Source organism: Novosphingobium umbonatum (assembly GCF_004005905.1).
GTDB classification, from domain to species: Bacteria; Pseudomonadota; Alphaproteobacteria; order Sphingomonadales; family Sphingomonadaceae; genus Novosphingobium; species Novosphingobium umbonatum.
Map to the genome: position 1 here is coordinate 77,757 of NZ_SACO01000004.1, position 26,529 is coordinate 104,285.

General features: G+C 60.5%; 23 protein-coding genes. 14 read left to right on the forward strand and 9 right to left on the reverse strand.

The genetic code is table 11. From position 1 onward, the window contains the following. Positions 1 to 6: 6 nt before the first annotated feature. Positions 7 to 1,278 (reverse strand): TolC family protein, encoded by a 1,272-nt coding sequence (locus EOE18_RS06770; protein ID WP_127707573.1) that lies wholly within the window; start codon positions 1,276 to 1,278, stop codon positions 7 to 9. A 12-nt stretch (positions 1,279 to 1,290) separates the two neighbouring features. Further along, a complete protein-coding gene (locus EOE18_RS06775; protein ID WP_127707575.1) occupies positions 1,291 to 1,494 on the reverse strand; it encodes a YgaP family membrane protein in 204 nt (67 codons plus the stop codon). A gap of 108 nt (positions 1,495 to 1,602) precedes the next feature. On the opposite strand from EOE18_RS06775, the gene EOE18_RS06780 reads away from it, so the two are divergent. The 4 genes from EOE18_RS06780 to EOE18_RS06795 are packed head-to-tail and all read left to right on the forward strand — an operon-like array spanning position 1,603 to position 6,520. After that, positions 1,603 to 1,938, forward strand: a complete 336-nt coding sequence (locus EOE18_RS06780; RefSeq protein WP_127707577.1) for a rhodanese-like domain-containing protein — start codon at positions 1,603 to 1,605, stop codon at positions 1,936 to 1,938. A gap of 15 nt (positions 1,939 to 1,953) precedes the next feature. Then, positions 1,954 to 2,952 (forward strand): efflux RND transporter periplasmic adaptor subunit, encoded by a 999-nt coding sequence (locus tag EOE18_RS06785; RefSeq protein WP_127707579.1) that lies wholly within the window; start codon positions 1,954 to 1,956, stop codon positions 2,950 to 2,952. Further along, entirely contained in the window at positions 2,949 to 6,179 is a 3,231-nt protein-coding gene (locus EOE18_RS06790; RefSeq protein WP_127707581.1) for an efflux RND transporter permease subunit, read from the forward strand. The genes EOE18_RS06785 and EOE18_RS06790 overlap by 4 nt, the downstream gene beginning before the upstream one ends. Beyond that, positions 6,176 to 6,520: an ArsR/SmtB family transcription factor gene (locus tag EOE18_RS06795; RefSeq protein ID WP_127707583.1), complete on the forward strand. Its 345-nt coding sequence runs from the start codon at positions 6,176 to 6,178 to the stop codon at positions 6,518 to 6,520. Before EOE18_RS06790 ends, EOE18_RS06795 begins: the two co-directional genes overlap by 4 nt. Here the strand turns inward: EOE18_RS06795 and EOE18_RS06800 are convergent. From EOE18_RS06800 to EOE18_RS06815, 4 genes are all read right to left on the reverse strand, one after another. Beyond that, entirely contained in the window at positions 6,517 to 7,041 is a 525-nt protein-coding gene (locus EOE18_RS06800) for a nuclear transport factor 2 family protein (protein ID WP_127707585.1), read from the reverse strand. The genes EOE18_RS06795 and EOE18_RS06800 overlap by 4 nt on opposite strands. Positions 7,042 to 7,047: 6 nt before the next feature. Beyond that, a complete protein-coding gene (locus tag EOE18_RS06805; protein ID WP_127707587.1) occupies positions 7,048 to 8,460 on the reverse strand; it encodes an aromatic ring-hydroxylating oxygenase subunit alpha in 1,413 nt (470 codons plus the stop codon). Between the two features lie 24 nt (positions 8,461 to 8,484). Further along, entirely contained in the window at positions 8,485 to 9,573 is a 1,089-nt protein-coding gene (locus EOE18_RS06810; RefSeq protein ID WP_127707589.1) for a nuclear transport factor 2 family protein, read from the reverse strand. A gap of 186 nt (positions 9,574 to 9,759) precedes the next feature. Then, complete coding sequence (locus tag EOE18_RS06815) at positions 9,760 to 10,455, reverse strand: TetR/AcrR family transcriptional regulator (RefSeq protein WP_127707591.1); 696 nt, start codon at positions 10,453 to 10,455, stop codon at positions 9,760 to 9,762. A 124-nt stretch (positions 10,456 to 10,579) separates the two neighbouring features. Between EOE18_RS06815 and EOE18_RS06820 the strand changes: the two genes are divergently transcribed. From EOE18_RS06820 to EOE18_RS06840, 5 genes are all read left to right on the forward strand, one after another. Further along, positions 10,580 to 11,251: a TetR/AcrR family transcriptional regulator gene (locus EOE18_RS06820; RefSeq protein ID WP_127707593.1), complete on the forward strand. Its 672-nt coding sequence runs from the start codon at positions 10,580 to 10,582 to the stop codon at positions 11,249 to 11,251. Positions 11,252 to 11,437: 186 nt separating this feature from the next. Then, positions 11,438 to 13,834 carry a TonB-dependent receptor gene (locus tag EOE18_RS06825; RefSeq protein WP_127707595.1) on the forward strand — a complete coding sequence of 799 codons (2,397 nt, stop codon included), beginning with the start codon at positions 11,438 to 11,440 and terminating at the stop codon, positions 13,832 to 13,834. A 64-nt stretch (positions 13,835 to 13,898) separates the two neighbouring features. Continuing rightward, positions 13,899 to 14,411, forward strand: coding sequence for a nuclear transport factor 2 family protein (locus tag EOE18_RS06830; protein WP_164852685.1), 513 nt, complete (start codon positions 13,899 to 13,901; stop codon positions 14,409 to 14,411). Between the two features lie 15 nt (positions 14,412 to 14,426). Then, positions 14,427 to 15,188, forward strand: a complete 762-nt coding sequence (locus EOE18_RS06835; RefSeq protein ID WP_127707599.1) for an SDR family NAD(P)-dependent oxidoreductase — start codon at positions 14,427 to 14,429, stop codon at positions 15,186 to 15,188. A 26-nt stretch (positions 15,189 to 15,214) separates the two neighbouring features. Further along, a complete protein-coding gene (locus EOE18_RS06840; RefSeq protein ID WP_127707601.1) occupies positions 15,215 to 15,652 on the forward strand; it encodes a nuclear transport factor 2 family protein in 438 nt (145 codons plus the stop codon). Positions 15,653 to 15,797: 145 nt separating this feature from the next. On the opposite strand, the gene EOE18_RS06845 is transcribed toward EOE18_RS06840, so the two are convergent. Further along, positions 15,798 to 16,943 (reverse strand): hypothetical protein, encoded by a 1,146-nt coding sequence (locus EOE18_RS06845; protein WP_127707603.1) that lies wholly within the window; start codon positions 16,941 to 16,943, stop codon positions 15,798 to 15,800. A gap of 248 nt (positions 16,944 to 17,191) precedes the next feature. Here EOE18_RS06845 and EOE18_RS06850 point away from each other — a divergent pair, with 248 nt between their 5' ends. The 3 genes from EOE18_RS06850 to EOE18_RS06860 all read left to right on the forward strand — a co-directional run bounded on the left by EOE18_RS06850 (position 17,192) and on the right by EOE18_RS06860 (position 22,067). Continuing rightward, complete coding sequence (locus EOE18_RS06850; RefSeq protein WP_246027301.1) at positions 17,192 to 18,382, forward strand: MFS transporter; 1,191 nt, start codon at positions 17,192 to 17,194, stop codon at positions 18,380 to 18,382. A gap of 139 nt (positions 18,383 to 18,521) precedes the next feature. Next, on the forward strand, positions 18,522 to 19,691 hold the full coding sequence (locus EOE18_RS06855) for an acetyltransferase domain-containing protein (RefSeq protein WP_127707605.1): 1,170 nt from the start codon (positions 18,522 to 18,524) through the stop codon (positions 19,689 to 19,691). Between the two features lie 222 nt (positions 19,692 to 19,913). Continuing rightward, the gene (locus tag EOE18_RS06860; RefSeq protein ID WP_246027302.1) at positions 19,914 to 22,067 is read left to right on the forward strand and encodes a TonB-dependent siderophore receptor; all 2,154 of its coding nucleotides are present in this window, start codon (positions 19,914 to 19,916) and stop codon (positions 22,065 to 22,067) included. Positions 22,068 to 22,119: 52 nt separating this feature from the next. Here EOE18_RS06860 and yaaA read toward each other — a convergent pair whose 3' ends face one another. Next, positions 22,120 to 22,887, reverse strand: coding sequence for a peroxide stress protein YaaA (gene yaaA / locus EOE18_RS06865; RefSeq protein ID WP_127708061.1), 768 nt, complete (start codon positions 22,885 to 22,887; stop codon positions 22,120 to 22,122). 106 nt (positions 22,888 to 22,993) lie between these two features. Between yaaA and EOE18_RS06870 the strand changes: the two genes are divergently transcribed. Continuing rightward, positions 22,994 to 24,187 carry a lactonase family protein gene (locus EOE18_RS06870; protein ID WP_246027303.1) on the forward strand — a complete coding sequence of 398 codons (1,194 nt, stop codon included), beginning with the start codon at positions 22,994 to 22,996 and terminating at the stop codon, positions 24,185 to 24,187. 31 nt (positions 24,188 to 24,218) lie between these two features. Here the strand turns inward: EOE18_RS06870 and EOE18_RS06875 are convergent, their stop codons facing one another. After that, positions 24,219 to 25,112 carry a LysR family transcriptional regulator gene (locus EOE18_RS06875; protein ID WP_127707607.1) on the reverse strand — a complete coding sequence of 298 codons (894 nt, stop codon included), beginning with the start codon at positions 25,110 to 25,112 and terminating at the stop codon, positions 24,219 to 24,221. Between the two features lie 104 nt (positions 25,113 to 25,216). Between EOE18_RS06875 and EOE18_RS06880 the strand changes: the two genes are divergently transcribed. Next, the gene (locus EOE18_RS06880) at positions 25,217 to 26,479 is read left to right on the forward strand and encodes a gallate dioxygenase (protein WP_127707609.1); all 1,263 of its coding nucleotides are present in this window, start codon (positions 25,217 to 25,219) and stop codon (positions 26,477 to 26,479) included. Positions 26,480 to 26,529 lie beyond the last annotated feature (50 nt).

The following is a 26,529-nucleotide window of genomic DNA, read 5'->3' on the forward strand; positions in this document are numbered from 1 at the left end:
CGCGAGTTAGGGCAGCCGCCCCGTCAATGCGTTCAATTGCCATGCCGCCAACAGGCGCTGGCCTTGGGCTTCAATGGCGGAAGTTTGCGCGGTGATCGCTTCTCTTTCCGCGTCCAGCAAGGCCAGTTGCGGTTTGGCGCCCACTTTGGCTTCCAATCGGATCGAACGCAGCGCTTCGGCCGCGGCGGTGCTGCGCGCCTCGCTGGCAGCGACCATTCGATGGGCGGTTTGCAGGCCGGTCCATGCAGCGATCACGGCGCTGTCCATCGCCTCATGCGCCTCGCGGGCACGGGCTTGCATGCCGGAGAGATGGGCATCTGCCTCGGCGCGTTTGGCCGAGATGCGCCCGCCCGACCATAGCACCCAGCGGCCCCGCAAGCCCAGGCTCACCGTATTGGCACGGTAATCGGGAAAGAACTGGTCGCGCGTATGGCTGGCCTCGGTGAAGGCGCTGATGCTGGGCATGGCTTCGGCCTGAGCGGCGCGTGCCTGTGCGCGGGCGATGTCCACCGATTTTTCGGCCTGCGCCAGCGCCGGATTGTTGCGCTGTGCCGCCTCCATCGCCTCGTCCAGAGTGGCTGGCACGGGCGGTAGATCGGGCATCGGCAAGTGGTCAGGGGCACCCTCGCCGGTTATGCGGCGATATTGGGCCAAGGCGCTGATCCGGCGGCCTTCGGCCTGCGCCAATCCTGCCTCCCCCTCGGCACGGCGGGCTGTGGCGGCGGCCAGTTCAGAGCTGGGTACCTCGCCGGATTGATAGCGCAATTGGGCCTGCCTTGCGACTTCGGTCAGTTCCTGCGTCAATTGACGGAAGCGAAGCTCGATCTGGCGCGCGCTCAGCACTTCGACATAGGCCGTGACGGCGGCGAGGGTTACTTGCGCCCGCGCCTCATCCTGCCCCAGTCGCGCCAGATCGAGGCCGCCCCTTGCCTGATCTTGCGCTGCCTTCCAGCGCCCGCCGGAATAGATCGGCATTTCCGCGCCCGCCTGCACCGCCAAAGGCATGACATTCTTGGGGCCGATGCCAAAGAAGCCGTCATTGTCGATCCGGCCATAGCCGATCTGCCCTTGAAGGCTGACCAAGGGGAGGGTTTCGGCGCGCACGCCTTCCTTTCTGGCTCTGGCGGCATCAGCCTCGGCCTGGGCCTGATCCAGTGCGGGGGCGTGGCGCAAGGCTTGCGCTATCGTGGCGGTCAAGTCCTGCGCCGGTTCCTGTGCCTGCGCCAAGGGGCCATACAGCAGCAGCGGGACAAGCCAGAGACCGGTCAGGCGGCGCATGATCCAAGCCCCTTACTTGAACGTCGGATCAGCGGAAAAGCCCATGGCTTTAAACAGTTTGGCGGCAGGGCAAAAGCCGGTGAAGCTGGCCTGGACAAGGTTCGCGCCGGCAAAGAGAGTCAGATAGATCCAGGCCGGATTGAGGAAATGGGCGGCCAAAGCGCTGGCGAGGACGAGAACACCGACAAAGCGCATCACGGCAGAATCAATCGACATGGTTGGTCTCCTTGCTTCTAACATTGCGCTTGCCTTATATTGCAAAATAACCATATAAGCAATACATGATTTTTAGACTCGCCGCCAGAGGGCGAAAAGGAGAAGGCCATGTTCGGATTTGGTAAAAGTGCCCAGCATCGCGAATTCGATGCGGCGCAATTGCAGGCCATGATCGCCGCCCGGCAGGTGGTGGTGGTCGATGTGCGTGAAGGCGATGAGTTCGCGCAAGGCCATATCCCGGGGGCGCTGAACCTGCCCTTGTCCAGCTTTGATGTCAGCCAATTGCCCGACGCGGATGGCAAAATGATCGTGCTGAACTGTCTGGGGGGCAAGCGTTCGGGGATGGCGCTGGACAAATGTGTTGCGGCACAGGCGGCCGTGGAGGGCCATCTGGCAGGTGGCTTTGGCGCCTGGGCTCAGGCTGGCCTTCCCGTCGAGCGATAAGAGGGGGGCGTCACGATGCGAAAGGTGTTGGCCCTTGCCCTGTTGGCCGCTTTGCCTTTGACGGCTTGCGGGGAGAAGGCCCCCGAGGCGGAGCGCGCCAGCATGGCGGTGCCTTCCGGCCCTCGGATCACCTTGCGCTATAGTGACGTTCCCGATTGGCAAGCGGTCTCGGCCGAGATTACCGCGCAGGATCAGGCACAGGTGCTCGCCCGCAGCGCAGGCGTGCTATCGTCCTTTACCGTCAGGGCAGGCGATCGGGTCACGCGCGGGCAATTGATCGGCCAGATCAGCGACGATCTGGGGGGCGGTGCATCGGTCGCGGCGGCGGCCAGGGCGCAGGCGGATGTCGCGCGGCAGGAACTGGAGCGGGTGCGCTTCCTTTATCAAAACGGCGTCTATGCCAAGGCCAAGCTGGATCAGGCCGAGTCCATGGCCCGCATGGCACAGGCACAGGTTCATGGCGCCTCGGCCGCGCAAAGATTGGTCGCGCCCGCATCGGGTCTGGTGCTGCGGGCAGAGATACCGGCGGGCGCGGCGGTGGCGCCGGGCATGGTGGTGGCGGTGGTGACATCGGGGCCGGTTTTGCTGCGGCTTGATCTGCCCGAAACGTTGGCGGTCCGCGTCCAGCATGGGGCTTTGGTCGAGCTTGAAGGCTTGGCGGGACACGGCGTGGTGCAGGGGCGGGTGACGCGGATCTACCCTGCGGTAACCGCAGGGCGGGTGAGCGCCGATGTGGCGATGGAAGGATTGGACCAGCGTTTGATCGGGCACCGCGTGGCGGCCCGCATCGCCACGGGTATGCGGCGGGCCATCCTGTTGCCGCGCGGGTTTGTCACCACGCGCTATGGGCTGGATTACGTGAATGTGGTGGCCAAGGACGGCAGCATTTCGACCGTTGCGGTGCAGACCGCCAAGGCGCAGGGTGATCATGTAGAAATCCTATCCGGCCTGAACGCTGGCGATACGCTGGTCTCAGGTGCTGGAGGAGCGGGTGTTCAGGGGAAGGGGCAATGAATACGGGCCTTTCGGGTCGCCTCACCAAGGCCACCATTGCCTCGCCCCTGACCCCGCTTTTTCTATTGGCCGCGATTTTGGTGGGCCTGTTGGCCACCATCACCATTCCGCGTGAAGAAGAACCCCAGATCAGCGTACCGATGGTCGACATGCGGGTTGCCACGCCGGGTCTATCGGCGGGCGATGCGGTGGAACTGGTGGGCAAACCGCTGGAGGACATCGCCAAAAGCGTCGACGGGGTCGAGCATGTCTATACGCAGGCGCAGGATCATGGATTGCTGGTCACGGCGCGTTTCGTGGTGGGTTCGCGGCCCGAAGACGCCGCCATCAGGTTGGATGCCCGCATCAAGGCCTATGCCGATCGCCTGCCGGTGGGCATCGGCATGCCGCAGGTGACGGTGCGCGGCATTTCGGATGTGCCGATTGTGGTTTTGACGCTCACCCCGCAATCTTCGGCATGGGACGAGGCCGCGCTCTATGATCTGGCTGACAAGTTGCGCCATGAAATCGCCAAGGTAGAGGATGTGGGGGTGACCTTCATCACGGGCGGCCAACCGCCGGTGATCCGTATTGTGCCCGATCCCGCCAGATTGGCGGCGGCGCATGTGCCTTTGTCCAGCGTGATGGAAAGTGTCGTACAGGGCGGGCGCAGTTTCCCTGCGGGGCAGGTGCGCGAAGCTGGCGCGGCCATGGCCGTGACCGCCGGACAATCTTTGGCCAGTGCCGAGGAAATCCGCCACCTGACCTTGCGTGCGGCCAATGGGGCGCCGGTCCTGTTGGGCGATGTGGCTCAAGTGGTGCAGGGCGCCGCGCAGGATCAGGCGCGCAGCTGGCGCTGGGCGAGGGAGGGCAAGGGCTGGACCATGGCGCCAGCGGTTTCCATCGCCATTGCCAAGCGTAACGGCGCCAATGCGGTCAGCGTTTCGAGCGATGTCGTGGCGCGGGTGGAGGCGTTGAAGGGGACGTTGATTCCGGCCGGTGTGTCGGTGAATATCACCCGCAATTATGGCCAGAGCGCGGATGAAAAGGCCAATGAGCTGATCTTTCATCTGGCGCTGGCAACCGTCTCCATCGTCATCCTGATCGGTTTTGCCATTGGCTGGCGCGAGGCGGGCGTGACGGCGATTGTCATTCCCACCACCATCATGCTCACCCTGTTTGCCAGTCGCATGATGGGTTTTTCCATCAACCGCGTGTCGCTGTTCGCCCTGATCTTTTCCATCGGCATTCTGGTCGATGATGCCATTGTGATGATCGAGAATATCGCGCGCCATTGGTCAAAACTTGGGGGGGCAATGCAGGATGGGCGCAGCCGCCAGCAGGCCGCTATCGAGGCGGTGGCGGAGGTGGGCAATCCCACCATCATCGCCACGCTGACTGTGGTGGCGGCGCTGTTGCCCATGTTGTTTGTGTCCGGCCTGATGGGGCCCTATATGGCGCCCATTCCGATCAACGCCAGCGCCGCCATGGTGTTCAGCTTCTTTGTTGCGGTGGTCATCGCGCCATGGTTGATGATCCGCTTTGCCCGTCAAACGCTGGATGCGGGGCACGAGGCAGCGGGCGGGGGCAGGTTGGGCGCAATCTATGCCCGTTACGCCACGCGCGTGATCGCCACGCGGGGCAGCGCCAAGCGTTTCTTGTGGGGTGTGGGGCTGGCGACTTTGCTGGCTTGTTCGATGTTTTATTTCAAGGCTGTGACGGTCAAGCTGCTGCCCTTTGACAATAAGAGCGAAGTGCAATTGGTGGTCGATCTGCCCGAAGGCACCGCGCTGGAATCCACCGCGCTTGTGCTGGAACAGGTTGCTGCCGTGGCGCGCCAGATGCCGGAGGTAACCGCCATGGAACTCTATGCAGGCACGGCGGCGCCTTTCAATTTCAACGGTCTGGTGCGCCATTATTTCCTGCGTTCCCAGCCCGAAATGGGCGATGTGATGGTGGCGCTGTTGCCCAAGGATCAGCGCAGCCGTTCCAGCCATGCCATTGCCGTTGACCTGCGGGAGAGGTTGAAGGCGGTTGCCCTGCCACAAGGTGGGGTTATCAAAGTGGTGGAGACCCCGCCCGGCCCGCCCGTGATGGCAACGCTGCTGGCCGAAATCTATGGGCCGGATGAAGCCACGCGGCAGAAAACCGCCCGCGTGGTGGAGCAGATCTTCCGCTCGATCCCCTTCATCGTCGACACTGACAACAGTTTTGGCGAACCAAGGCCGACGCTGCGACTGGTGCCCGACCGCGCCAAGCTGGATCATTATGGCGTATCGGAAAAGCAGGTGCTGGATTCCATCGGCGCGTTGATGGGGGGGCAGAGGCTGGCCTATGCCTCGAGCAATCTGGCCTTGGGCGGGCAGGATCGACAGCCGGTGCCGATCGAACTGGCGCTGGATCAGGGGCAGCGGCAATGGAACGGGGATTTGGCCGCAACGCCGGTGGCGCAAACATCTTCGGGCCAATTGTTGAGCCTTGGCGAATTGGTCGAGGCGCGGGTCGAAGCTGGCGGGCAGGGCCTGTATCGCCGCGACGGACGCGGGGCGACGATGGTGATGGCCGATCTGGCCGGTCGTTATGAGGCGCCGATCTATGGCCTGTTGGCGGTGGATGCGGCGATCGATGCCTATGACTGGAAGGCGCATGGTTTGGTCAAGCCTGCCATTGTGCTGCATGGCCAACCGCAGGACGAGAGCCGGACCAGCCTCTTGTGGGATGGCGAATGGGAAATCACCTGGGTCACTTTCCGCGATATGGGGGCGGCCTTTATGGTGGCCTTGCTGGCGATCTATGTGTTGGTGGTGGGGCAATTTGGCAGTTTCAAACTGCCGCTGGTAATCCTGACGCCGGTGCCGTTGACGCTGATCGGGATTGTCGCCGGGCATATGCTGTTTGGAGCGCCCTTTACCGCCACCAGCATGATCGGCTTTATCGCCCTTGCGGGGATTATCGTGCGCAATTCGATCCTGTTGGTGGATTTCATCCGGCATACGGCCACGCCGGACAAGCCTTTAAGGCAGGTGTTGATCGAGGCAGGGCAGATCCGCGTGAAGCCGATTGCCCTGACGGCGGCGGCGGCCATGATCGGGGCCTCGGTCATCCTGACCGATCCGATTTTCCAAGGGCTGGCGATTTCGCTGCTTTTCGGCCTTGCCTCCTCCACCTTGCTGACTTTGCTGGTTATTCCAGCAATTTATGTGGTGCTGCGTGATGACGGGGTCTTGATGGCAGGAGGCAAAGCATGAAGCCTGTGGCGCTGGACGACATGAAGCGGCATGCCGGACATATGGCCTCGCGCCTGAAACAGATGAGCCATCCGGACCGTTTGTTGATGCTGTGCCGGATGGATGAAGGCGAGGTCTCGGTCAATGAGCTGGTAGCCTTGACCGGCCTGTCGCAATCGGGCGTGTCGCAACATCTGGCCCAGTTGCGGGCGCAGGATCTGGTGCAGGTGCGGATCGATGCCCAGACCCGTTGGTACCGGTTGAAAGACCCGATTGTGGCGGGGATCATCCATGCCATGTGCGCGCTATGCGATGGGGATGCGCATAGGGCTTGCAGGGTTGTGGATGAACAAGGCGGTTAGGGCCAGTCGCGGGTCTGGCTGAAATCCGCGCCGCGCCTTGCCCCGCGCGGCAGATGCGGGTTTTCGGCCAGAAAGCCGTCGGCGGCCGGATCGGTGCGGGCCCAATCGATCAATTCGCGGCGCTTTACAATGCGCCAATCGCCGTCGCGTTCGGCATATTCGTCAATATAGCGTCCGGCGACGATCAGATCCTTGGCCTCACCATCCTGATGCAGGCGATGCCAGGCGTAGAAATAGATCTCGCCGCTGGCCACCGCGCCATTCACCTCGATGTCGGATTGGGCGATGATATGCTGACTCGATTCCAGATCGGCCAGAAAGCCTTGCGCAAAGTCGACAAATTCCTGTGCGCTGCCCTGCATCAGCCCGCAATCGACATAGGCATCGGCATGGAAGGCCGACAGATGCAGGACAGGGTCAAGCCGGTCCTGCCCCCGCATATAACGCATCAGGGCGCGCTGGATGTCGCGCCTTGCGGCCAGATCGCGGACTTCGGCTTCCAGATTGAAGGTCTTGGTCATAGGGCCTCACGCGTTGAGATATTTGTCGATGACTTGCTGGAAGTGGCGGATGCGCACCTCCTGATAATTGCCCAATTGCTGCACGCCAGTGGCGCTGGCGCGGAAACCTTCCTGCTGGGCGCGCAGATTGTCCGTGTCCTGATCATAGACATAGCCCATGGCCGCGTCGAAACCGGGGGCGGAGGAATAGCTTTCCTTTTCCGCCACGCGATAGGGTTCGGGCGGCTCTGGGATGCGCCCTTCGGACGGGTTGGGGCGCAGGAACAGGATTTCGAACAAGGTCCGGTTCGGATCGCTGCCAATCGGGCGAAAGCGATAGGCCATCGGCAGCGACAGGCCGGGGAACAGCACCATATTGGGGAAGATGTGATATTCGATCGTATCAATCACCTCGCTGTCCGACAGATGCGAGAGGTCGCATTGATAGGCCTCGCCCATCACTTTGCGCAAATGGCGCGCCATGACATTGCGGGCGGTCTCGCCTTCCTTGACGGTCAGGCTGTCATCGCGCGAATTCTGGTCGCCCAGGATCATCGTGGCCAGCAGTTCCTGCTCCGACAGCGGGTTGGCCAGATGGGGCGAGTTGACGCCGCTGGCGGCGTAAAAACGGGTTATGTGGTCGGAATGTATGTCATATTGAACATTGGCATCCCCTACGCCTTTCATCAGCTGGGGGTGGGTTTCCATCACATGATAGGATTCCAGAAAGGCTTCCTGCGCGGTTTTCCAATTGCAGGGCAATTCCTTGGCCACATGGACCGAGACATAGCGGTTGGCGATGTCCCAATGGGCGAAATGCTCGGGCAGGGGGCTGAGGAAATCTTCAAGACTTGGCCCTTCGGGCGAAGGATTGATGAAGATGAAGCCGCCCCAATGGCCCACGCGCACCTCCGGCAGAGCCATTTTGGACGGGCAGATATGGCCAAAGTCCCATGAACAGGGGACCGCCTTCAACGAGCCGTCATTGTTCCACGACCAGCCATGATAGGGGCAGCGGATCTGGTCCCCCATCCCGATCCCCTCGCTGCGTTTGAATTTCGTCGCGCGGTGCAGGCAGGAATTGACGAAGCCTTTGACGCTGCCATCCTCTTGCCGGACCACCAGATAGGACAGATGGGCCACTTCATAGGTGTAATTATCGCCCGGTTCGGGGATATGGTCTTCGCGGCACACCCATTGCCAGCTTTTTTTCCAGATCTTCTCGATTTCGGCCTCGAAAATCGACTGGTCGAAATAGCGATCGACCTTGACCGGCTCGCTGCCCAGATAGGCCGGTTCCTCATGCGCCAGCACCGGTGGCGGGGGTACAGTGTCGCCCGCGACAATCTCCTGCATCGATGGCGCAGGGCAACGGGCGCTGGCTATTTCCTCGGCGCTGGCGGGGCGGGGCAAACCGTGTTCAAGAACGGCATGGGACATGGGCTTTCTCCTGATCCGGCGCGATTACAAGGATGCCCAATGGGCATAGATCGGGTCTTGCGCGCCGTAACAACCGCGCGTGGTCAATCCGGCGTAAAAGCCCTCGCTTTCATAGGTGCTGGGCCGGTTGTTGCTCCAATCCTGCACAAAGGTTCGGGCCGCGATTTTCCAGATGCCGTCACGCCTTTCATAACTGTCGACATAGCGCCCACCGACCAGCGTATCGGTGCCCGCGCCCCGGGTATGGGCGATGACATAATGCTCGCCGATGGCATGGTCGCCTTTCACCTCGATCCATTCATTGGCGATGGAATGGAAACAGCTGTCCAGATAGTTGCGGATCTGTTCGGCCACCGTGCGGGCGAAATCGGGCGCCTTGCCATTGAAGGCGCCGCTGACCACGGCGGCATCGGGCCAGAATTGCGCGGCCAGCATATCGGCATCGGCCCGATCCGCCCCACGGCAATAACCGGTGAGCAGGGAGCGGATGGCATCGCGTGACAGCGCGGCGTCAATGTCGGCGGCGGAATGGGTCATGGGCGGGGCCTCTTGCAAATGGGTGGCGGCGGCGCGGTGCTGGGTCATCAAGACACGGGCGGCATCGGCGGCACCCTTGGCGCCGACGGGGGCGAAATGATCATGGCCGGAAGGGGGATCGCCTGCTTCTGGGGCAGCGGCTTCATTGGTGTTGCCGTCCATCACGTAATAGCGATGGTCGAGGCGCCACTGGCCGTCACGGCGGGAAAACCGGTCCAGATAACGGCCAAGGACGATCCGTTCCTGATCGCCGTCGCCCACGCGGGCGATGACATAGGACTCGCTGGCCGCCCGATCGCCAGCGACCCGAATGTCGATATTGGCGGTGCGGTGGAGGCTGGGTTTTGCCGATTTTTGCGCCCGCGCCAGAAAGGCGACAAGATCAGCCGCTGTGCCTACGAAAAAGCCGTAATGCACGGTGGCGTCGTCGTGATAGGCCGCGCCCAGCATCGTGGCATCGGCGCGATCGACCCCGCGGCTGTGCAGGGCCAGAATGTTGCGGATCTGGTCACGGTCGGCCAGCAGGCGCAAACCGGCCTCGGTAGGAGAAAGCTCCAGAACCTGTGCGTCAGGCATGAAATCCTCCTCTTTGGGCCATGGCAGGTAGCGCGACAATCGGGGGTTTTGGCCTTGGCGGCATCATGTTGGTCTCTCCCACGGCCCGCGAAGCCTATGTTTGGCCTCTGCGGAATGGGGAGATGATAGCTTAGTAGGTCATTTGTCCCACTATCACTTTGCCTAGGATTTCTGCCAGGCGTGTGTTCAGGCTGGAGCCGCGGCTAGTGCTTGCACGCCACCGGCGAAAAAGACCGAGGCTTCCTCGATCAAGGCGTCAAGATTGGCCTTGGACAAATCCCCGCCCGACATGGAATCGAGAAAGCCGGTGTCCTGCACCATGAAAACCAGCGCCGCTTCGATCAGATAGGTGGCCATTTGCAGATGGGCCTTGCTCATGGCCGGAGCGGTTTGGCCCAAGCGTTCCATGAACAGGTGGGATATGGGCAGCAATTTGCCCAAGGCATCGCCTACCTCGGCCTGCCCATAATGGCTCATGAAATGCGAGGTCAGGACGATATAATCGCGGAATTCATGCCGGTTATCCGCACAGATGCGAAAAAACGGGCCCAGAAAGGCCTCGATCGTGCCTTGCGCCGCCTGTGGTCCGGCCTCCACCTTGTCCAGACTGTCGCGGATGATGGCCAGCAAGCGCTCACGCTTGCGCTCCACCACCTCGGCAAATAGCTGGCCTTTGGAGGGGAAGTGGTGGTGGATCACACCCAGCGCCGCGCCCGATTCCTGCGAAACCTCGCGCATCGTGCTGCCGAAATAGCCGCGTTCGGCAAAAATCCTTTCGGCCGCATCCATGATCAGCTTGCGCCTTGCCACGCCATTGGCCCGCCTTTTTGGGCCTGCTGCCTGTGCTGGCGCGGTGTCGGGGTCGATGGGGCGGGATGTCATGCAAGAAGGCTTGGCGCATGGATGCCTGCCGCGTCAAGCGGGTCCACGGCTTCATTTCCCTCCGCCACCTTGTCAGGAGCCATTGACCAACCCATAGTGAAATCGGGCAAAAAAGAGGGATCTTGTGCTGTCAGTCGCCGCCGCCAAACGGGAGCAAACGCCGCGTCAGATCGAAAGGCGACAGCGCATTCTGGCCAGCGCGCGGGATCTGGTGTCGCAACATGGCTGTGATGCGGTGAGTATGCGCGCCATTGCCGCCGCCAGCGGCGTGACCGAAAAAACCCTGTTCAACATTTTCGGCAACAAGGACGGGCTGTTGGCCGCCGCGGCCTATGAACGCAGCGCCAGCGTCTTTGTTCTGGCCAGCGATCTGGTGCCAGTGCCGGGTTGGGAATGGTTGATCGCCCTGTGTGATGCGGTGGCCAATGTCACGCTGGAGGCGCCGGAAATGGCGCGTGCCTTGGCCGGAGCGGTGATTGACCATCTGGAAATGACCGGCTTGGCCCAATTGTATGACCGGCATGTTGGTCAAGCGATGCGGGCCATGGTGGAACAGGGCGTGCTGGCCGAAGCCGCGCCACTCGCCTTGCTGTCGCATCTGGTGCAATTGGCGATGGTGTCGGGTGTTGGTTTCTGGGCCAAGGGCGATTTGTGGGATGAGGAATTGCGCCCCTTTCTGCATCTGCGGCTTGCGGAAACTTTGCTGTCCCACGCCAAAAGCGGGCTTCCGGCAATGCAACAGACTGTTTTTGCTGCGCAGCAAAGTCTGGCGCAAAGGTTCCCGCCCCGCCTCTGACCTCACACTTTTTATAGCGCGCTGTAATTATCTTTGACAGCACCCGACTCATCCTCTCTATTGCGCCCATAAAGCACAAATTCTGGAGAGGATTGCTGACGCGCTGATGTGCAAGCCAATAGGGCTTGCCATGCCGAAGCCATGCAACCCTTGCACATATAAAAACACAAAGAGGGGAGTGCATTTATGCAAATATCAAAAACACGCTATATTTCTATCTTGTTGGCCGGTGTGGCCGCTTTTCCCACTATGGCCTATGCCGATGATCAAAACCCGCAGGGCGGTTTGAGCGATATTGTCGTTACTGCGCGTCGCAAAGTTGAAAACCTGCAGGATGTGCCGGTTGCGGTGACGGCCATTTCCGCCGCGCAGATCCAGCGTTATGACATGACAAGTCTGGAAAAAATCTCGACCCAGACGCCGCAATTCACCATCGGCCGCGCCTCCAATGGTTCGGGCGCGCAATTGACCCTGCGCGGCATTGGCTCCTCGGCCAGTTCGATCGGGATCGAGCAATCGGTCGCGGTGATCCTTGACGGCGTCTATTATGGTCAGGGCCGTGTGATCAACGAAGGCTTCCTTGATCTGCAAAGCGTGGAAATGCTCAAAGGCCCGCAGGCGCTGTTCTTTGGCAAGAATGCCACGGCGGGCGTGATTTCGCTCAAAAGCGCCGAGCCGACCAAACGCGCCGAATTCATGGCGCGGGTCGGCTATGAAATGGCGGGCCGCGAAGTGGTGGGCGAAGCGGTGGCTTCGGGGCCTTTGTCCGATACTCTGGGCATTCGCGTGGCCTTGCGCGGTTCACGCATGTTTGGCGGCTATTTTGACAATGCGGGTCTGGCCAAAACCTATTCGACCTATGACGTGGCCACCGGCGTCACCACCAGCCATTATGCCCCGCCCCTGACCACCGACAATCCGGGCGCGCGTGCCCTGCTGGGACGGGTGACGTTGCAATATAAGCCGACCAACCGCCTGACAGTGACGCTGCGCGCCAATTCGTCGATGGATGATAATGACAATAACAGCTGGAACTATGTGCCCTATGCCTGCGCCAATCCCAATGGCACTTTCGGCATCAATCCGGCCATCCGCTGCTCGAAAAGCTTTACCATCTATCAAAACGCCTTTCCTGCCGATCTGGCGGGCACCAATCCCTATTCGCGTCGCGATGGCGGGCTTTACAACAAATACCGTAGCTGGGCGGTGACGGGGCAGGCCGATTACAGCCTTGACCATGTGAACCTGACTTTGGTCAGCAATTACAACAAGAATGTGAACCAATGGGCCTGTGACTGCACGATTGTCTCGGCGCCCGATCCCTTGTCGGCGCCTTCGACCGAACATTCGGTGTTCAGCGCCTTTTCAACCGAATTCCGCGCCCAGACCCGTTTTGACGCTCCGGTCAATCTGATGGCGGGCGTTTTGTATCAAAGCACCAAGCGTAACCACACGCAGACAGGCTCTTTTGGCGGCGTGTCCGACAGCAGCGCGCCTGCGGCCATGCGCTATCTGGGCTATTTCAAACGTTCGGAAACCAGCGGGGAAACGATCACCAGCTATGCGCAGGCCGAATGGAAGATCCTGTCCACGCTGACGGCTGCGGCGGGTGCGCGTTACACGCATGAAACCAAGGACAGCTATCTCAAGCAGCCCTATGTCAATGCCGCGCTGCAATTCCTGTTCCCGCAAAACCAGGCGGTGACGGCCAACCAGTCTTGGGACAATTGGTCGCCCGAGGCCACTTTGACGTGGAAGCCTACCCGTGATCTGACGCTCTATGGCGCCTATAAAACGGCCTATAAATCGGGCGGCTTTTCCAATTCCGGCTTTGTCAGCGCCAGCACCTTGCCCAGCGATGTGGCCTTTAACCCCGAAACGGCTGCCGGTTTTGAACTGGGTTTCAAAAGCACACTGCTGGGCCGTCAATTGCGTTTGAATTTGGCGGTCTATTCCTATCTCTACAAGGATTTGCAGGTAGACTTCTTCAACGCCAGCACCTTTGCCTTTATCACCACCAATGCCGGTGGGGCCCGCACACGCGGGATAGAGTTTGAATATGAATATGCACCACGCGCGGTAGAGGGGCTGAACCTGCATGGCTCGGTCAATTACAATCGGGCGCGTTACACCAATTATATCGCCCCCTGTTATGGCGGGCAGACGCTGGCCACCGGTTGCGGGGTCGGTGGTCTCAGCTTCCATGGCGCCGATGCGCAAAACCTGTCGGGCACGCCAACCGCGGTGGCACCCGAATGGGCGGGGTCTCTGGGCGTCAGCTATGAGGCTGCAGTGTCGGACAAATGGCGGGCGGGCCTGTCGGTCGATAGCCGTTATTCGGGGCACTATCTGGCCTCGGCCTTTGGCAAGCCTAATTCACGGCAGGACGCCTATCTGTCGGTGGATGCTTCGGTGCGGCTGAAAACCTCGGACAACCGCTATGAACTGGCGCTGATTGGCAAGAATATCACCAACCGCTTCATTGTCGGCGGGGCGATTGATGCGCCCAATAGCGCCGCCGATACGCTGGGCTTTGTCAACATGCCGCGCACGGTCCAGTTGCAGGGTACGGTGCGCTTCTGATCGAACTATCGGGCATCGCGGTCTCCCCGCCGCGATGCCATTTTTGACGAAGGAGCGAGGCAGGATGGACAAGATTGCAGCCCTTATCGCCAAGGACGAGATCCGCGCCTTGTCGGGTGCCTATATGCGCGGGCTGGACCGGCGGGATGCGGATTTGATGGCAGGCGTGTTCTGGCCTGATTCCACCACCGATTATGGATTTTTCCAAGGCAGCGGCCCCGAATTCGTCACCTTTGCCCAAGCGATGTTGACCCAGCATCTGGGCAATCTGCATCTGCTGGGCCAGATCAACATCGATCTGGACGGCGCGCAGGCCTATGGCGAGGTTTACTATTTCGCATGGCACCGGATCATGGATGGTGAAGCGCCCACGGATCTGATCATCGCGGGCCGCTATGCCGACCGTTATGAACAGCGCGATGGCGTCTGGAAAATCGCCCATCGCAGCGAGCTGATCGATTGGGTGCGCAGCGATCCGGCCAGCGATCATTATCTGGGCCGCATTACGGGCGCCTTGCTGGGCGGCCATGGTGAAGCCGATCGCACCAGCCAGCGCGCTTGGTTGGCCAAAGCTTGAAAGAGAAGAGAGACAATGTCTGACAGAAAAATTGCCTTGGTGACCGGCGCTGCCTCTGCGGCAGGTCTGGGTTTTGCAACAGCGCGCCGTTTGGCCAAGTCGGGCGCGCAGGTCTGGTTGACCGATTTGGATGGCGGGGCGGTTGACGCACGTGCGGCTGAATTGCGGGCCGATGGTCTGTCGGCGCAGGCTATGGCCCATGACGTGACCAGCAAGGAAGGCTGGCAGGCGGTGCTACAAGCCATCGGGCCAAGGCTGGACGTGCTGGTCAACAATGCCGGCATTGCGGTCTTGCACAGTTTGGAGAGTTTGGAGCCGGAGGACTGGCACCTCCAGATCAATGTGAACCTGTCCAGCATCTATCTGGGGTGCCGTGCGGCCCTGCCCGCTTTGCGCGTTGCGGCCCAAGCCAGCCCCAAGGGTGCATCGGTGGTGAACCTGTCCTCAGTCGCCGGTCTGGTGGGGATCGGCGGGGCCAGCGCCTATGCCGCCAGCAAGGGCGGCGTGCGGCTTTTCAGCAAATCCTTGGCCATGGAATGGGCGGGGGAGAAGATCAGGGTCAATTCCGTGCACCCCGGCGTGATCTGGACCGACATGCAGCAAGTGGCCATTCGCGACAATCCGGCGCAATATGATGCGATCAATGCTTCCATCCCGATGGGGCGGATGGGCGAACCCGATGACATTGCCGAAATGGTCGCCTTTCTGGCCAGCGATGCGGCGGGCTATATCACGGGCGGCGAATTTGTCGTCGATGGCGGTTTGACCGCACAATAATCATATCAGGATGGGGGAGAGGCTGGATGAATTATGCAGGGCCATTGGCCGACAGGATTGCCATTCGCGAATTGATCGAAACCTATGCCCATGGCGTGATGACCCGTGACGCCGCCATCTGGGCCGCGACATGGGCCGAGGATGCCTATTGGGCCTTGCCCGAATTCCCCGATCTGGGCGGATTTTCCGGCAAGGCGGCGATTGTGGCGGGCTGGACGGAATCGATGAAAGTCTATGGATTGGACAATTGTTCCAAGCCGATGATCTATGTCGCCACTCCGGGCAGGATTGTGGTGCAGGGGGACAGCGCCGAGGCCGTGGTCTATACCAGCGAAATCTTTGACGATCCGGCCAGTGGCAAGCGCCTGCGGGTAAGGGGCCGTTACGATGACCTGCTGACGCGTCAGGGCGAAGGCTGGTTGTTCAAACAGCGGACCTATCGCACCATGCTGGTGGATGGATAGCTGATGGTGGCTGCCTGATCCGGCACACTCCCCCTCCCAGGAGAAACGGAAAAGGCAGCCAACCCACCCGTCATGCCATTGGTGAAGGGTGGCATGGCGATAACAGAAGGGGCAATCTCCGCATGGCGATTGCCCCTTTTTGTCGTCAGGCCCGCAGACGGCGATGCCATCCGATCATGGCGGTGATGGCAAACATCAGTGCGAAGCCGCCCATCGCCACCCAACGCGCCCCGCTATATTGCTCACCCGAAACCACGCTGGCCGCCGCCATGGGGCCAATCGCCATGCCCAACAATTGCGCCGGACTGACCAGCATGGCCGCACGCCCCGAAGGGTCGGCCTTGAGCAGCAGGGTGATGTGAAAGGGCGGGGCATAGGTCCATGCAAAGGCGAACAGGAATAGCGCGGCGGTCCATGCGGTGCTGTCGCTTTGGCTGGCGGTGATCAGCAGGGCTGCGATGCTGGCAGCGCTGGTGGCAAGGATCGCCGGAACGGGGCCAAGGCGCGATGCGGTCAGGCAAGCGGCAAGGCCCGCGACAATCAGCCCCGAACTGGCCAGACTGACCATGTGGTTGCCTTGTCCGGCGGTGAATCCGGCATGGGTGGCCAAGGGGACGGCATAGACCCAGAACGCCATGATGGCCGCAATTTGGGCGCCTACGCCCAGCAGCGCAAGCCAGCCCCATAAGGGTGGCATAGCCATGCGGGACGCCCCCTGTTCCATACTGGCAAAAGCTTTGGGCGCGAAAGGCGCCGCGCCGAACAGCAGTAGAATATTGAGCCCCAACAGCACCAGATAGCCCGCATTCGCGCCATATTGCGGCAGGACCTTGTCGGCCAATGTGGTCGAGAGTGCAAAGGCGGCCACGGATTGTCCGGTGATGTAAAAGGCGAAAATCTGCGCTGGATGCCGCGCGCGTGTCATCAGCCCCACCAGCAACCATAGCAAGATGCCATTGGCGGCGCCGTTCAACCCTCTGGCGCAGACAATCGCGTCGCCTTGCGCCAACAGGGTGAAGGCACAGGCGGCAAAGGTGGTCAACAGAGCGAGCAGAATGTCGCGGCGCACATGATCGGGGCGCAGAAAGAATGTCGCCAACAGCGATGTTACCGCCATGCCCAGACTTTCCAGCGTCGCCGCATGGCCCAACGTGGCCGCATCCAGCCTGCCTTCTTTCAGCAATGCGCCCAGCAGCAAAGGTTGCAGGGCAGGCACCACCCCTGCACCGGCGGCAATCGCGACCACGGCATAGGTGGCCGCTGGCTTTATGCCGGAGTTGTTGTCTGCCATGCTTGATGTCCTCTCCTACCTCTTTTTGTTATGGCCATAAAATGGCGGAGGCTTGGGTCTATCACTAGGTGTTGGGGCTAATGCGGCACCTGCCACAAAGGCCAGCCTGCGCGATGATGGGCGAGCCTATGGTGAATTCGTCTCAACGCTTCATGAAAGAAGTTCTGTCTCATCCGGATCGGGATCGCATGATAAGGGGGCCGTGCGTTCAACGATGCATGCGGAACTGGCTTAAAGGGGAAATTGGCGTGAGTGGATTGGTCGCCACGGGCGTGATGGAGCAGGCAGAGCCACAACCTGCGGCCTGGAGCGCGGTCCTTGCTTTGACCCTATGCGTATCGACGTTGATCGCATCGGAATTCATGCCGGTCAGCTTGTTGACCCCCATCGCTCAGGACCTGCATCTGAGCGAGGGCACCGCCGGTCAAGCCATCGCCATTTCCGGCCTGTTCGCGGTGTTGACCAGCCTGTTCATCGCGCGGTTGAGCGCGGGAGTGGACCGGCGCCATCTGCTGATGGGGCTGACCGCTTTGATGGGCCTGTCGGGTGTGGTGGTGGCCTTTGCGCCTGATTTTCTGGTGCTGATGCTGGGGCGGGCGATGATCGGCGTGGTGATCGGAGGTTTCTGGTCCATGTCGGCGGCGACGGTGATGCGTCTGGTGCCGCCTGCCGATGTCCCGCGCGCGCTGGCTTTGCTCAATGGTGGCAATGCATTGGCGACGACGATCGCCGCGCCTCTGGGTAGTTTTTTGGGGCAATATATCGGTTGGCGCGGGGCCTTTTTCGTGGTGGTGCCAATGGCGGGGCTCACCTTCGCGTGGAAATATTTCAGTCTTCCCAGCCTGCCTGCCCCCGCTGATGGGCCTCAGGTCAGCACATTTGGCGTGCTGCGTAAACCCAAGGTTCCTTTGGGCATGGCGGCGGCGGCTTTGCTGTTCATGGGGCAATTCACGGCCTTTACCTATTTCCGGCCCTTTCTGGAACAAGTGACGGGCGTCAATGTCGAGCTGCTTTCCTTGATCCTGTTGGGCATGGGAGCGGCCGGATTGGTGGGCAATGCTGTGATCGGGCGGTTGGTGGCGCGGTCGTTGCGATGCACCTTACTGCTGCTACCCTTGGCCATGGTGTTGATCGCTCTGGGACTGACGCAGTGGGGGCATATCCCATGGGTGACAGGCCTGCTTCTGGCGCTGTGGGGCTGTATCGGGACGGCGGTGCCGGTGGCATGGTGGGCGTGGTTGGCGCGCACGCTGCCTGATGATGCCGAGGCTGGCGGTGGTTTGATGGTGGCGGTGATCCAGATGGCCATCACTCTGGGCGCGGCATGGGGAGGCTGGCTGTTTGATCGTCTGGGCTATGCCTTCACCTTTTATGGCGCGGCAGGTCTGTTGCTGGCATCGGGTGTGATCGGTCTGATCTGCGTTCCCAAGGAGGCGTGAGGCCCTTGGATGAAAATGGCGCGACCATGGGCATCAACCCCATGGCCTGCCGTTCATCTGATCATATTCGGCATGGTTCCTGATCCATAGCGACTAGGCTAGTCTGGCCTTTGTTCCGCCATGGGGAGAGAACCCGAGCATGAGCCCGCCGACCAGCAACCTGAGCCAGCCTTCGCGCCTATTATCTATTGATGCCCTGCGCGGGTTGGTGATGGTGTTCATGCTGGTGGACCATGTGCGGGAAACGTTCTTTCTGCATTTGCAGGTCAGCGATCCGGTCGATGCGCATAGTGTAGAACCCGGTCTGTTTTTCACCCGCCTGCTGTCCAGCTTTTGCGCTCCGGTTTTCGTGGCGCTCACCGGCCTTTCGGCATGGCTCTATGGCCAATCGCATAGCAAGGGCGAAGTGTCGGCCTTTCTGGTCAAAAGGGGGCTGTTCCTCTTGGCGCTCGAGCTTTCGGTGGTTGCCTATGCGTGGGTGACGCAGGCCAACAGCTTTCCGCCGTCGACCATTTGGTTGCAGGTGATGTGGGCGATTGGCGTGTCGATGCTGTGCCTTGCCCTGCTGATCCATGCGCCGCGGGGGCTGTTGCTACCGCTGGGGCTGGGGATTGTCGGGCTGCATAATCTGCTGGACCCTGTGCATCTGGTCGAGGGGCAGGCGGGTTTTGTACCTTTTGCCTTGCTGCACCAGCGTTCGGTGATCCATGTGACCGATTGGTTGACCATCAAGACCACCTATCCTGTTTTGCCATGGATCGGGGTGATCTTGCTGGGTTATGCGATAGGCCCTTGGTTCGCGCGGGGCAGCGATGGCGCGATCCGGCGGCATCGTCTGACCTTGCTGGGCGGCGCCTTGTTGACCGGCTTCGTCCTGCTGCGCGGGATCAACCTCTATGGCGACAAGCCTTGGTTCTGGGCTGAAACGCCTTTGCGCACAGTCATGAGCTTTCTGGCCTTGACCAAATATCCCCCCAGCCTGTTGTTCCTGATGCCGACATTGGGGGCCGGTTGTCTCTTGCTGGCTTGGTTCGAGAAGTTGGACCAGCACCGGTTGATGGTGGGGCTGGCGCAGATGGGCGGGGCGCCCTTGTTCTTTTACATTGTCCATCTCTATGCCTTGAAACTGCTCTATAATCTGGCCTTGGCCCTCTATGGTCCGGTAAAGGGGCGCTTCTTCGGCGTAGATTATCTGTCCACGGTCTGGCTTTGGGTGCTGGTCCTGTTGGTGGCGCTTTACGGGCCAACCCGTTGGTTTGCCGGTTTCAAGCAAAGGCGGCGGGATTTGGGTTTTCTCAAATACTTTTGATGGTGCTGCGGCGCTTCGGCACAAGTTCCCGTGCCGATGGCTAAATGCGAATATCGCGCCGCGTCTGTGTTTCATTTCGGTGAATTATGCGTCTGGCCCCGCATAGGCTGATGGCTTGCAGACCTTTCGCAGGGGGGAGCAGCCACAAAACCAGTCTTGCGACTCATGATACAATATAACATAGCGCAGGGTCGGTTTGTGGAACAATGAAGGGGGCCAAAGATGATGACGTCAGCTTATGTGATGAAACCCAAATGCCATTGGCTGTTTTCCGCCAGTGTTAGCCTTGCGGCCTTGATCGCCGCGCCCTCCCATGCGGCGGAAGCTGGGGATGACCATATTGTCGTCACCGCCCAGCGCCAACCCTATCGCGGCGATGTGCCGGTTAAGGAATTGCCACAGTCGATCCAGTTGATCGATGCGAAATTGATGGACAAGGTCAACCTGACCAAGCTTGATTCCATCACCGAAATCGCCAGCGGCGTGGTGCGCCAGAACAATTTCGGCGGTCTGTGGGACAGTTTCGCCATTCGCGGATTTGCCGGTGACGAGAATTTCCCGACCGGCATTCTAGTCAACGGCTTTAACGGCGGACGCGGATACGGCGGTGCGCGCGATGCGTCCAATGTTGAAACGATCGAAGTGTTGAAAGGCCCCAATGGCGCGGTTTTCGGGCGCGGTGAACCGGGCGGTACGATCAATATCATCACCAAAAAGGCGAAGCTGGGCAGCAGCTTTGGCCGTGTGGGGCTGCAGGGCGGATCGTTCAACACCTATCGCGGCGAAGGCGATGCCAATATCGCCATCGGAGAAAAGCTGGCGGTGCGGGTGAATGGCGCGGTGGAAACGGCCGATTCCTTCCGCCGAACGGTCCATACGTCGAAAGAAGTGGCCAATCCTTCGGTTCTGTTCCAGCCTACCGACAAGACCACGATCAGCTATGAGCTGGAATATGTGAAACTTCGCAGCCCGTTCGATCGCGGTATCGTGGCGGTGAATGGCAAGCTGGGCGCGGTGAGCCGCAGCACCTTTCTGGGCGAGCCGGGCGATGGTCCGATGCGCGTCAACGTCTGGGGCCATCAGGCACAGGTCCAGCAAAAGCTGGGCGGCGATTGGCTGGCGATCCTTGGCTTTGGCAAGCGCAACACCAGCATGATCGGCTATTCCGAAGACCCCGAACTGGCCAGCGGCCGCCAGACTTTGGCCAGCACCGGCACGATGTTGGCGCGCCAACGCCGCTATCGCGATTTCAGCACGCAGAATGTTACGGGCCGCGCGGAAATTTCTGGAAGGATCAAGACCGGTCCGATCCTGCACCATGTCATGCTGGGCGGGGATGTTGACGAATTTGACATCAACATGCTGCAACTGCGCATCCGACCCTCGGCCTATACGGCGGGCGGGGCGATTACATCGGCCAATAATGCGATCAACATTTTCAACCCCGTCTATGGCCAGCAACCGGTGCCCACCGCCATTCTCACCAATTCGCTGGAAAAGCAGAAGAGTTGGGGCATCTATTTTCAGGACCAGATGGATGTGGGTGAAAAGCTGAAGCTGCGCTTTGGCGGAAGGTTTGACCATTTCAACCAGCAAATTGGCGCGCGTGTGGGCGAATTTAACCTGACCACCAATGTGGTGAAGGAAAGGTTCAGCCCGACGGTCGGCCTGCTCTATGATCTCAACCCGCGCCTTGGCCTGTTTGCGGCATGGGGTAATGGCTTCCGCCCCAACAGCGGGCAGGATGTGCGCGGCAATCCTTTTGCGCCGGAAAACAGCAAGTCCTATGAATTGGGCACACGCTATACCAGCAAGGTCATCAGCGGATCGCTGGCGGTCTTCACCATGACCAAGCAGAATATCCTGACCTTTGACCCGCTCAACTCCGGCTTTTCCATCACCGGCGGCAGCGCGCGCAGCACGGGTGTCGAGGCCAGCGTGGATGCCCATCTGCCCGGCATGGTCGAATTGCATGGCACCTATGCCTATACCGATGCCCATTGGACCAGCGCCTCGCGCGATGTGAATTTTGGCCAGACGATCCAGCCCGGTGCCAAGCTGATCAACATCCCCGCCCATAGCGCCAATCTCTTGGTCACCAAGGGCTTTGATCTGGGCGAGGATGGCAAGCTGACCGTGGGGGCAGGGGTAAACCATGTCTCCTCGCGCCTTGGCGAGACGGCGACCAGCTTTATTCTGCCCGCCTATACGCTCACCCGCGCTTTGGTGACGTTTGAGCCGACCAAGAACATCCGCATGGGTGTTGATGTCACCAACTTGTTCAATGTCACTTGGTACGCGTCGAGCTATTCCACCCTATGGGTGGCGCCCGGCGCCCCGCGTACGGTAATGGCTCGCATCGGTTATTCGTTCTAAGGCTTGAACCAGTAGAGGTCGCCGCGCCGCAAGAGTTTGGCGCGGCGGCTTCTCACCCTCGGGTAAAGCGCCAGCGGTCTGCGTCACTTTCCGCTGCGTCAAAGCGATAGCCATCCGTGTCAAAGCCGCGCATGGCATCAATGTCGGCAATATGGTTTTCGCACATCCAGCGGGCCATTATGCCCCGCGCGCGCTTGGCGTGAAAGCTGATGAAGCGGGGGCCATCGGGGCCGCCGCCCTCGCGGAATTCCACCTCGATCACCCGCAGGCCATTGAGCTTGCCCGCAACGGCGGCAAAATATTCCTGACTGGCCAGATTGAGCACCACGCCCGACCCTTCCTCGGCCACTTCCTCCAGCAGACGGGCGGCAATACGCGTGCCCCACCAGTCGGTCAGTTTCTTGTTACCCGCAGGCTGCGGCGGCGCCCATCTGGTGCCCATTTCCAGACGATAGGGGCGGATCGCATCCAAAGGGCGCAGCAGGCCATAAAGGCCCGACAGCATGCGCAAATGGTTCTGGGCAAAGGCGACACCGGCCTCGTCCAGCGTATGCACCTCAAAGCCGGTGTAAACATCGCCGGCAAAGGCAAACAGGGCCTGTCTTTCGGGCTGGTCGGCAAAATTGTTGAACCGCTCGACGTTCAATTGCGCCAGCTTGGGCGAAATATGCATCAATTTGCCCAATTGCTCCGCCGAGAGATGGGCCGCCGCTTTCGCCAGTTCCAGCGCCTCTGACCCGAAATGGGGGCGCGACAGGTCCAGCGGCGGCAATTGGCGTTCGAAATCCAGCGTTTTGGCGGGGGAAAGCAGGGTAATCATAGGCGTGCCGATAGCGCTGGCGTCATTCAGCGTCAAACCATGCGGCCTGCTTTCACCACAGGGCAATGGCCTGCCTTGACGGGATCGGTTGAAGCGGCCACCAGTCATGCGCAGACATAAGGTGGGTTGGGTGATGCATTCGAAATGGTTTCCGGTTGCTTTGGGCGTTGCTTTGGGCGTTTCACCGGCGCAGGCCGCATCTGTGCCGCTGCTGCTGGGCAGCTATACCGGTGGGCAGAGCAAAGGCATCTATCTCTACCGCTTTGATGAAAACAGCGGGCAGATCACCCCCCAACCGCAACAGGTTATGCTATCGGACAATCCATCTTGGTTGACCTTGTCGGCGGATCGCCATGTCCTGTTTGCCGTGAACGAAAATGGGGAAGGGGCGCGGGACCCGATCGGGCGGGTCAGCGCCTACCGCATCGATCCGGTGCATGGCACGATGCGGATGATCAACCGCGCGGCATCGCTGGGGACAGAGCCGACCCATGCCAGTTTGAGCAAGGACGGGCGCTTTCTGTTTGTCGCCAATTATGCGGTTTCGGCCGATCCTGGCGGGATGTTGACGGTCTTGCCGGTGGGCAAGAATGGGGCATTGGGCGCGGCGGTGCAGGTCAAGACCTATCGTGCCAGCATGGTGAATGTGGAAAGACAGTCCTCGCCCCATGTCCATTCGGTGGTGTCCTCTCCCGACGGGCGCTTCGTTTTCGTGCAGGATCTGGGCGGGGACCGGATCTATGCCTATCGCTATCACCCGGAGCGGCGCGAGGCTCCATTGGCGGCTTTGGCCGAGCAGCCATTTACCGCCCTGCCCGCCGGATCGGGGCCGCGTCATTTGTTGTTTTCGCGTGATGGCCGTTATGCCTACGTTACCTTGGAGATGACGGGGCAGGTGGCGGTTCTGGAGCACCATGAAGGGCACTTGACCCTGCGCCAGACTTTGCCGCTGGCACCGGAGGGATTTGCGGGCAAGCTGAGCGCGGCGGCGTTGCATTTCTCGCCCGATGGCCGGTTTCTGTCGGTGACCAGTCGCGGGGATGACAACCATCTGGTCAGCTTTGCGATTTCCGCCAGTGATGGTTCGCTCACCCGTGTCGACCGGCGGGCGGTGGAAGGTGTGGAGCCGCGCGAATTTGCCTTTTCCCCCGATGGGCGCTTTGTGCTGGTGGCCAATCAACGCAGTCAGGCCGTGAAGGTTTTTCGCCGCGATCCTGCCAGTGGCAAGGTGCTGGATCTGGTGCAAAGCTTGCGCATCGATCAGGTGTCGGACATCAAATTTTTGCCTCAAGGCCGCTGACCGGCGTTTGGCGCCCTTCGAAAGGGGGGCATCACGCTTTGCAAATGGCCTCCAGAAAGTCGATCACGGCCCGATAGCGCGGCGATAGCAGCCTTTGGCCGGGGTAGATGATGGTCATGCGCGCGGCTTCCTGATCAAAGCTGGCGGTGGTCCATACCTGGGTTAACGAGCCATTGGACAGGCCGGCGTGGCAATAGCGATCGGGCAGGAAAGACACGCCCAGCCCCGCCTCCACCGCCGCGCGCACAGCCAGCGGGTCGGTGATTTGCATCACCTTGCGCCCCAGAGCCAGTTTCTGCGTTTCGCCATGCACGCGCAGCGAGAGCGCTTGGCTGTTATAGCGGCTCTCGACTAGCTTGATATGGCCGAAATCGGGGGTGGAATCAGGTCTGATATCATGCGCTTGGGCATAGGCGGGGCTGGTGATCCAGATCAGGCGGCCACCCAGAAGATGCCTTTGCGACAGGCCGGAGTCAGGTTGCATACCGGCCACCACGGCCAGATCGCAGGCGCCGCCGGTGACATCGGGTTGGGACAGATTGGTGATAATATCCAGCTCGATCGCGGGATAGCGCGCGACAAAATCCACCAGACGCGGGCTGAGGATTTCGCGGCAAAAGGCAGGCGGGGCGGCCAGACGGACCTTGCCCGAAGGAGCGGCGCGCAAGCCTTGCATAAAGGCGTCGGTTTCGGTCGCCAGCTCCAGAATGCTGCTCGCTCGGGCGTGAAAGGCTTCCCCTTCCTGCGTGATGCGTAAAGCGCGCGAGCTGCGTTCCACTAGACGCATGCCCAGATCATGTTCCAATCGGGTTAACGCCTTGCTGACCGTCGATTTCGGGCAATCGAGCCGCCGCGCCGCCGCCGTCACACCGCCGGTTTCGACGATGGCGCAATAATAGGACAGGTCGTCGAGTTGCCAGCGCATAGGCTTGTTTCCATATGTGAACGATGCGTTCTTTCTAGGCCGATTGTTTGCGATTTGGCCAATGCTAAATCGCCATCATCAACCTGCTATGGGAAGGATCACTGATGGCTATTCTCGTCGGCGGCATTGGCGCCTCTCACTCGCCCACTATCGGATTTGCCAAGGATACCGGCAAACAGAACGATCCGGCATGGGCGCCGATCTTTGAAGGTTTCGCCCAGATCCGCCAATGGGTGCAGAAAGAGAAGATCGACGTGATCTTCACCATCTATAACGATCATGTCACCTCGTTCTTTTTCGACCATTATTCGGCCTTTTGCCTTGGTATTGACGATCAATATGTCGCGGCCGACGAAGGCGGCGGCCCGCGCAAGATCGCGCCGGTCAAGGGCCATCTGGGCCTTGCCAGCCATATCGGTTTCAGTCTCGTGGCCGACGAATTCGACATGAGCTTTTTTCAGGGCAAGCCGGTGGACCACGGTTTCCTCTCGCCGCTGGGCATGTTGGGCGATGACAATGGCCCGTGGCAAGGCGCGGTGGTGCCGCTGCAGGTGGGCGTGCTGCAATTGCCGATCCCCAACGCGCGCCGCTGCTACAAGCTGGGAAAGAGCTTACGCAAGGCGATCGAGTCCTATCCCGAAGATCTGCGCGTGGCGGTGATGGCCACCGGCGGCCTGTCGCATCAGGTGCATGGCGAGCGTGCCGGTTTCATCAATGAAGCGAGGGATGATGAATTCCTCGACCTGCTGGAAAAATCGCCGGAAGCTTTGGTGGAAAAGCGTCTGGCCGAATATGCCGCTTTGGGCGGAATGGAAGGCGCCGAGGTCATCATGTGGCTGATCATGCGTGGGGCTTTGTCGGACAAGGTGAACTTGGCTCACAAATCCACCTATGCTCCCTCGGCCACCAATATTGCCACGCTGGTGTTTGAAGATACCGGTTCGGCCCCTTCCAAGGCGGGCGTTGAAGCCTATCGCGCGCATGTCGGTTATGAATTGGCTGGCGCCGAAAAGCTGGAAGGGACCTATCCCTTTACGCTGGACCGCAGTCGCGCCAATTACCGCGTCAATGCTTTCCTGCATCGCTTGATCGTTCCGGCGCATCGTGCGCGCTTTAAGAATGACTTTGATGCGTTGGCCATCGAATATGGTCTGACGGAAGAAGAAACCGCTCTGATCAAGAACCGCGAATGGTTGAAACTCATCCAGCGCGGCGTCAGCTTCTTTGTGCTGGAAAAGATGGCGGCGGTTTTGGGCGTGTCCAATCCGGAGGTCTACGCCCATTTCCGTGGCGAGACGCTGGAGCAATATCTGGCCACCCGCAAACAGGCTATCACCTATTCGGTGTCGGGTGACGTGGAGGATTGACCGGTTCACTGTGCCGGAACCTTTGCTCGCGTTCCGGCACAGTGGCGCAT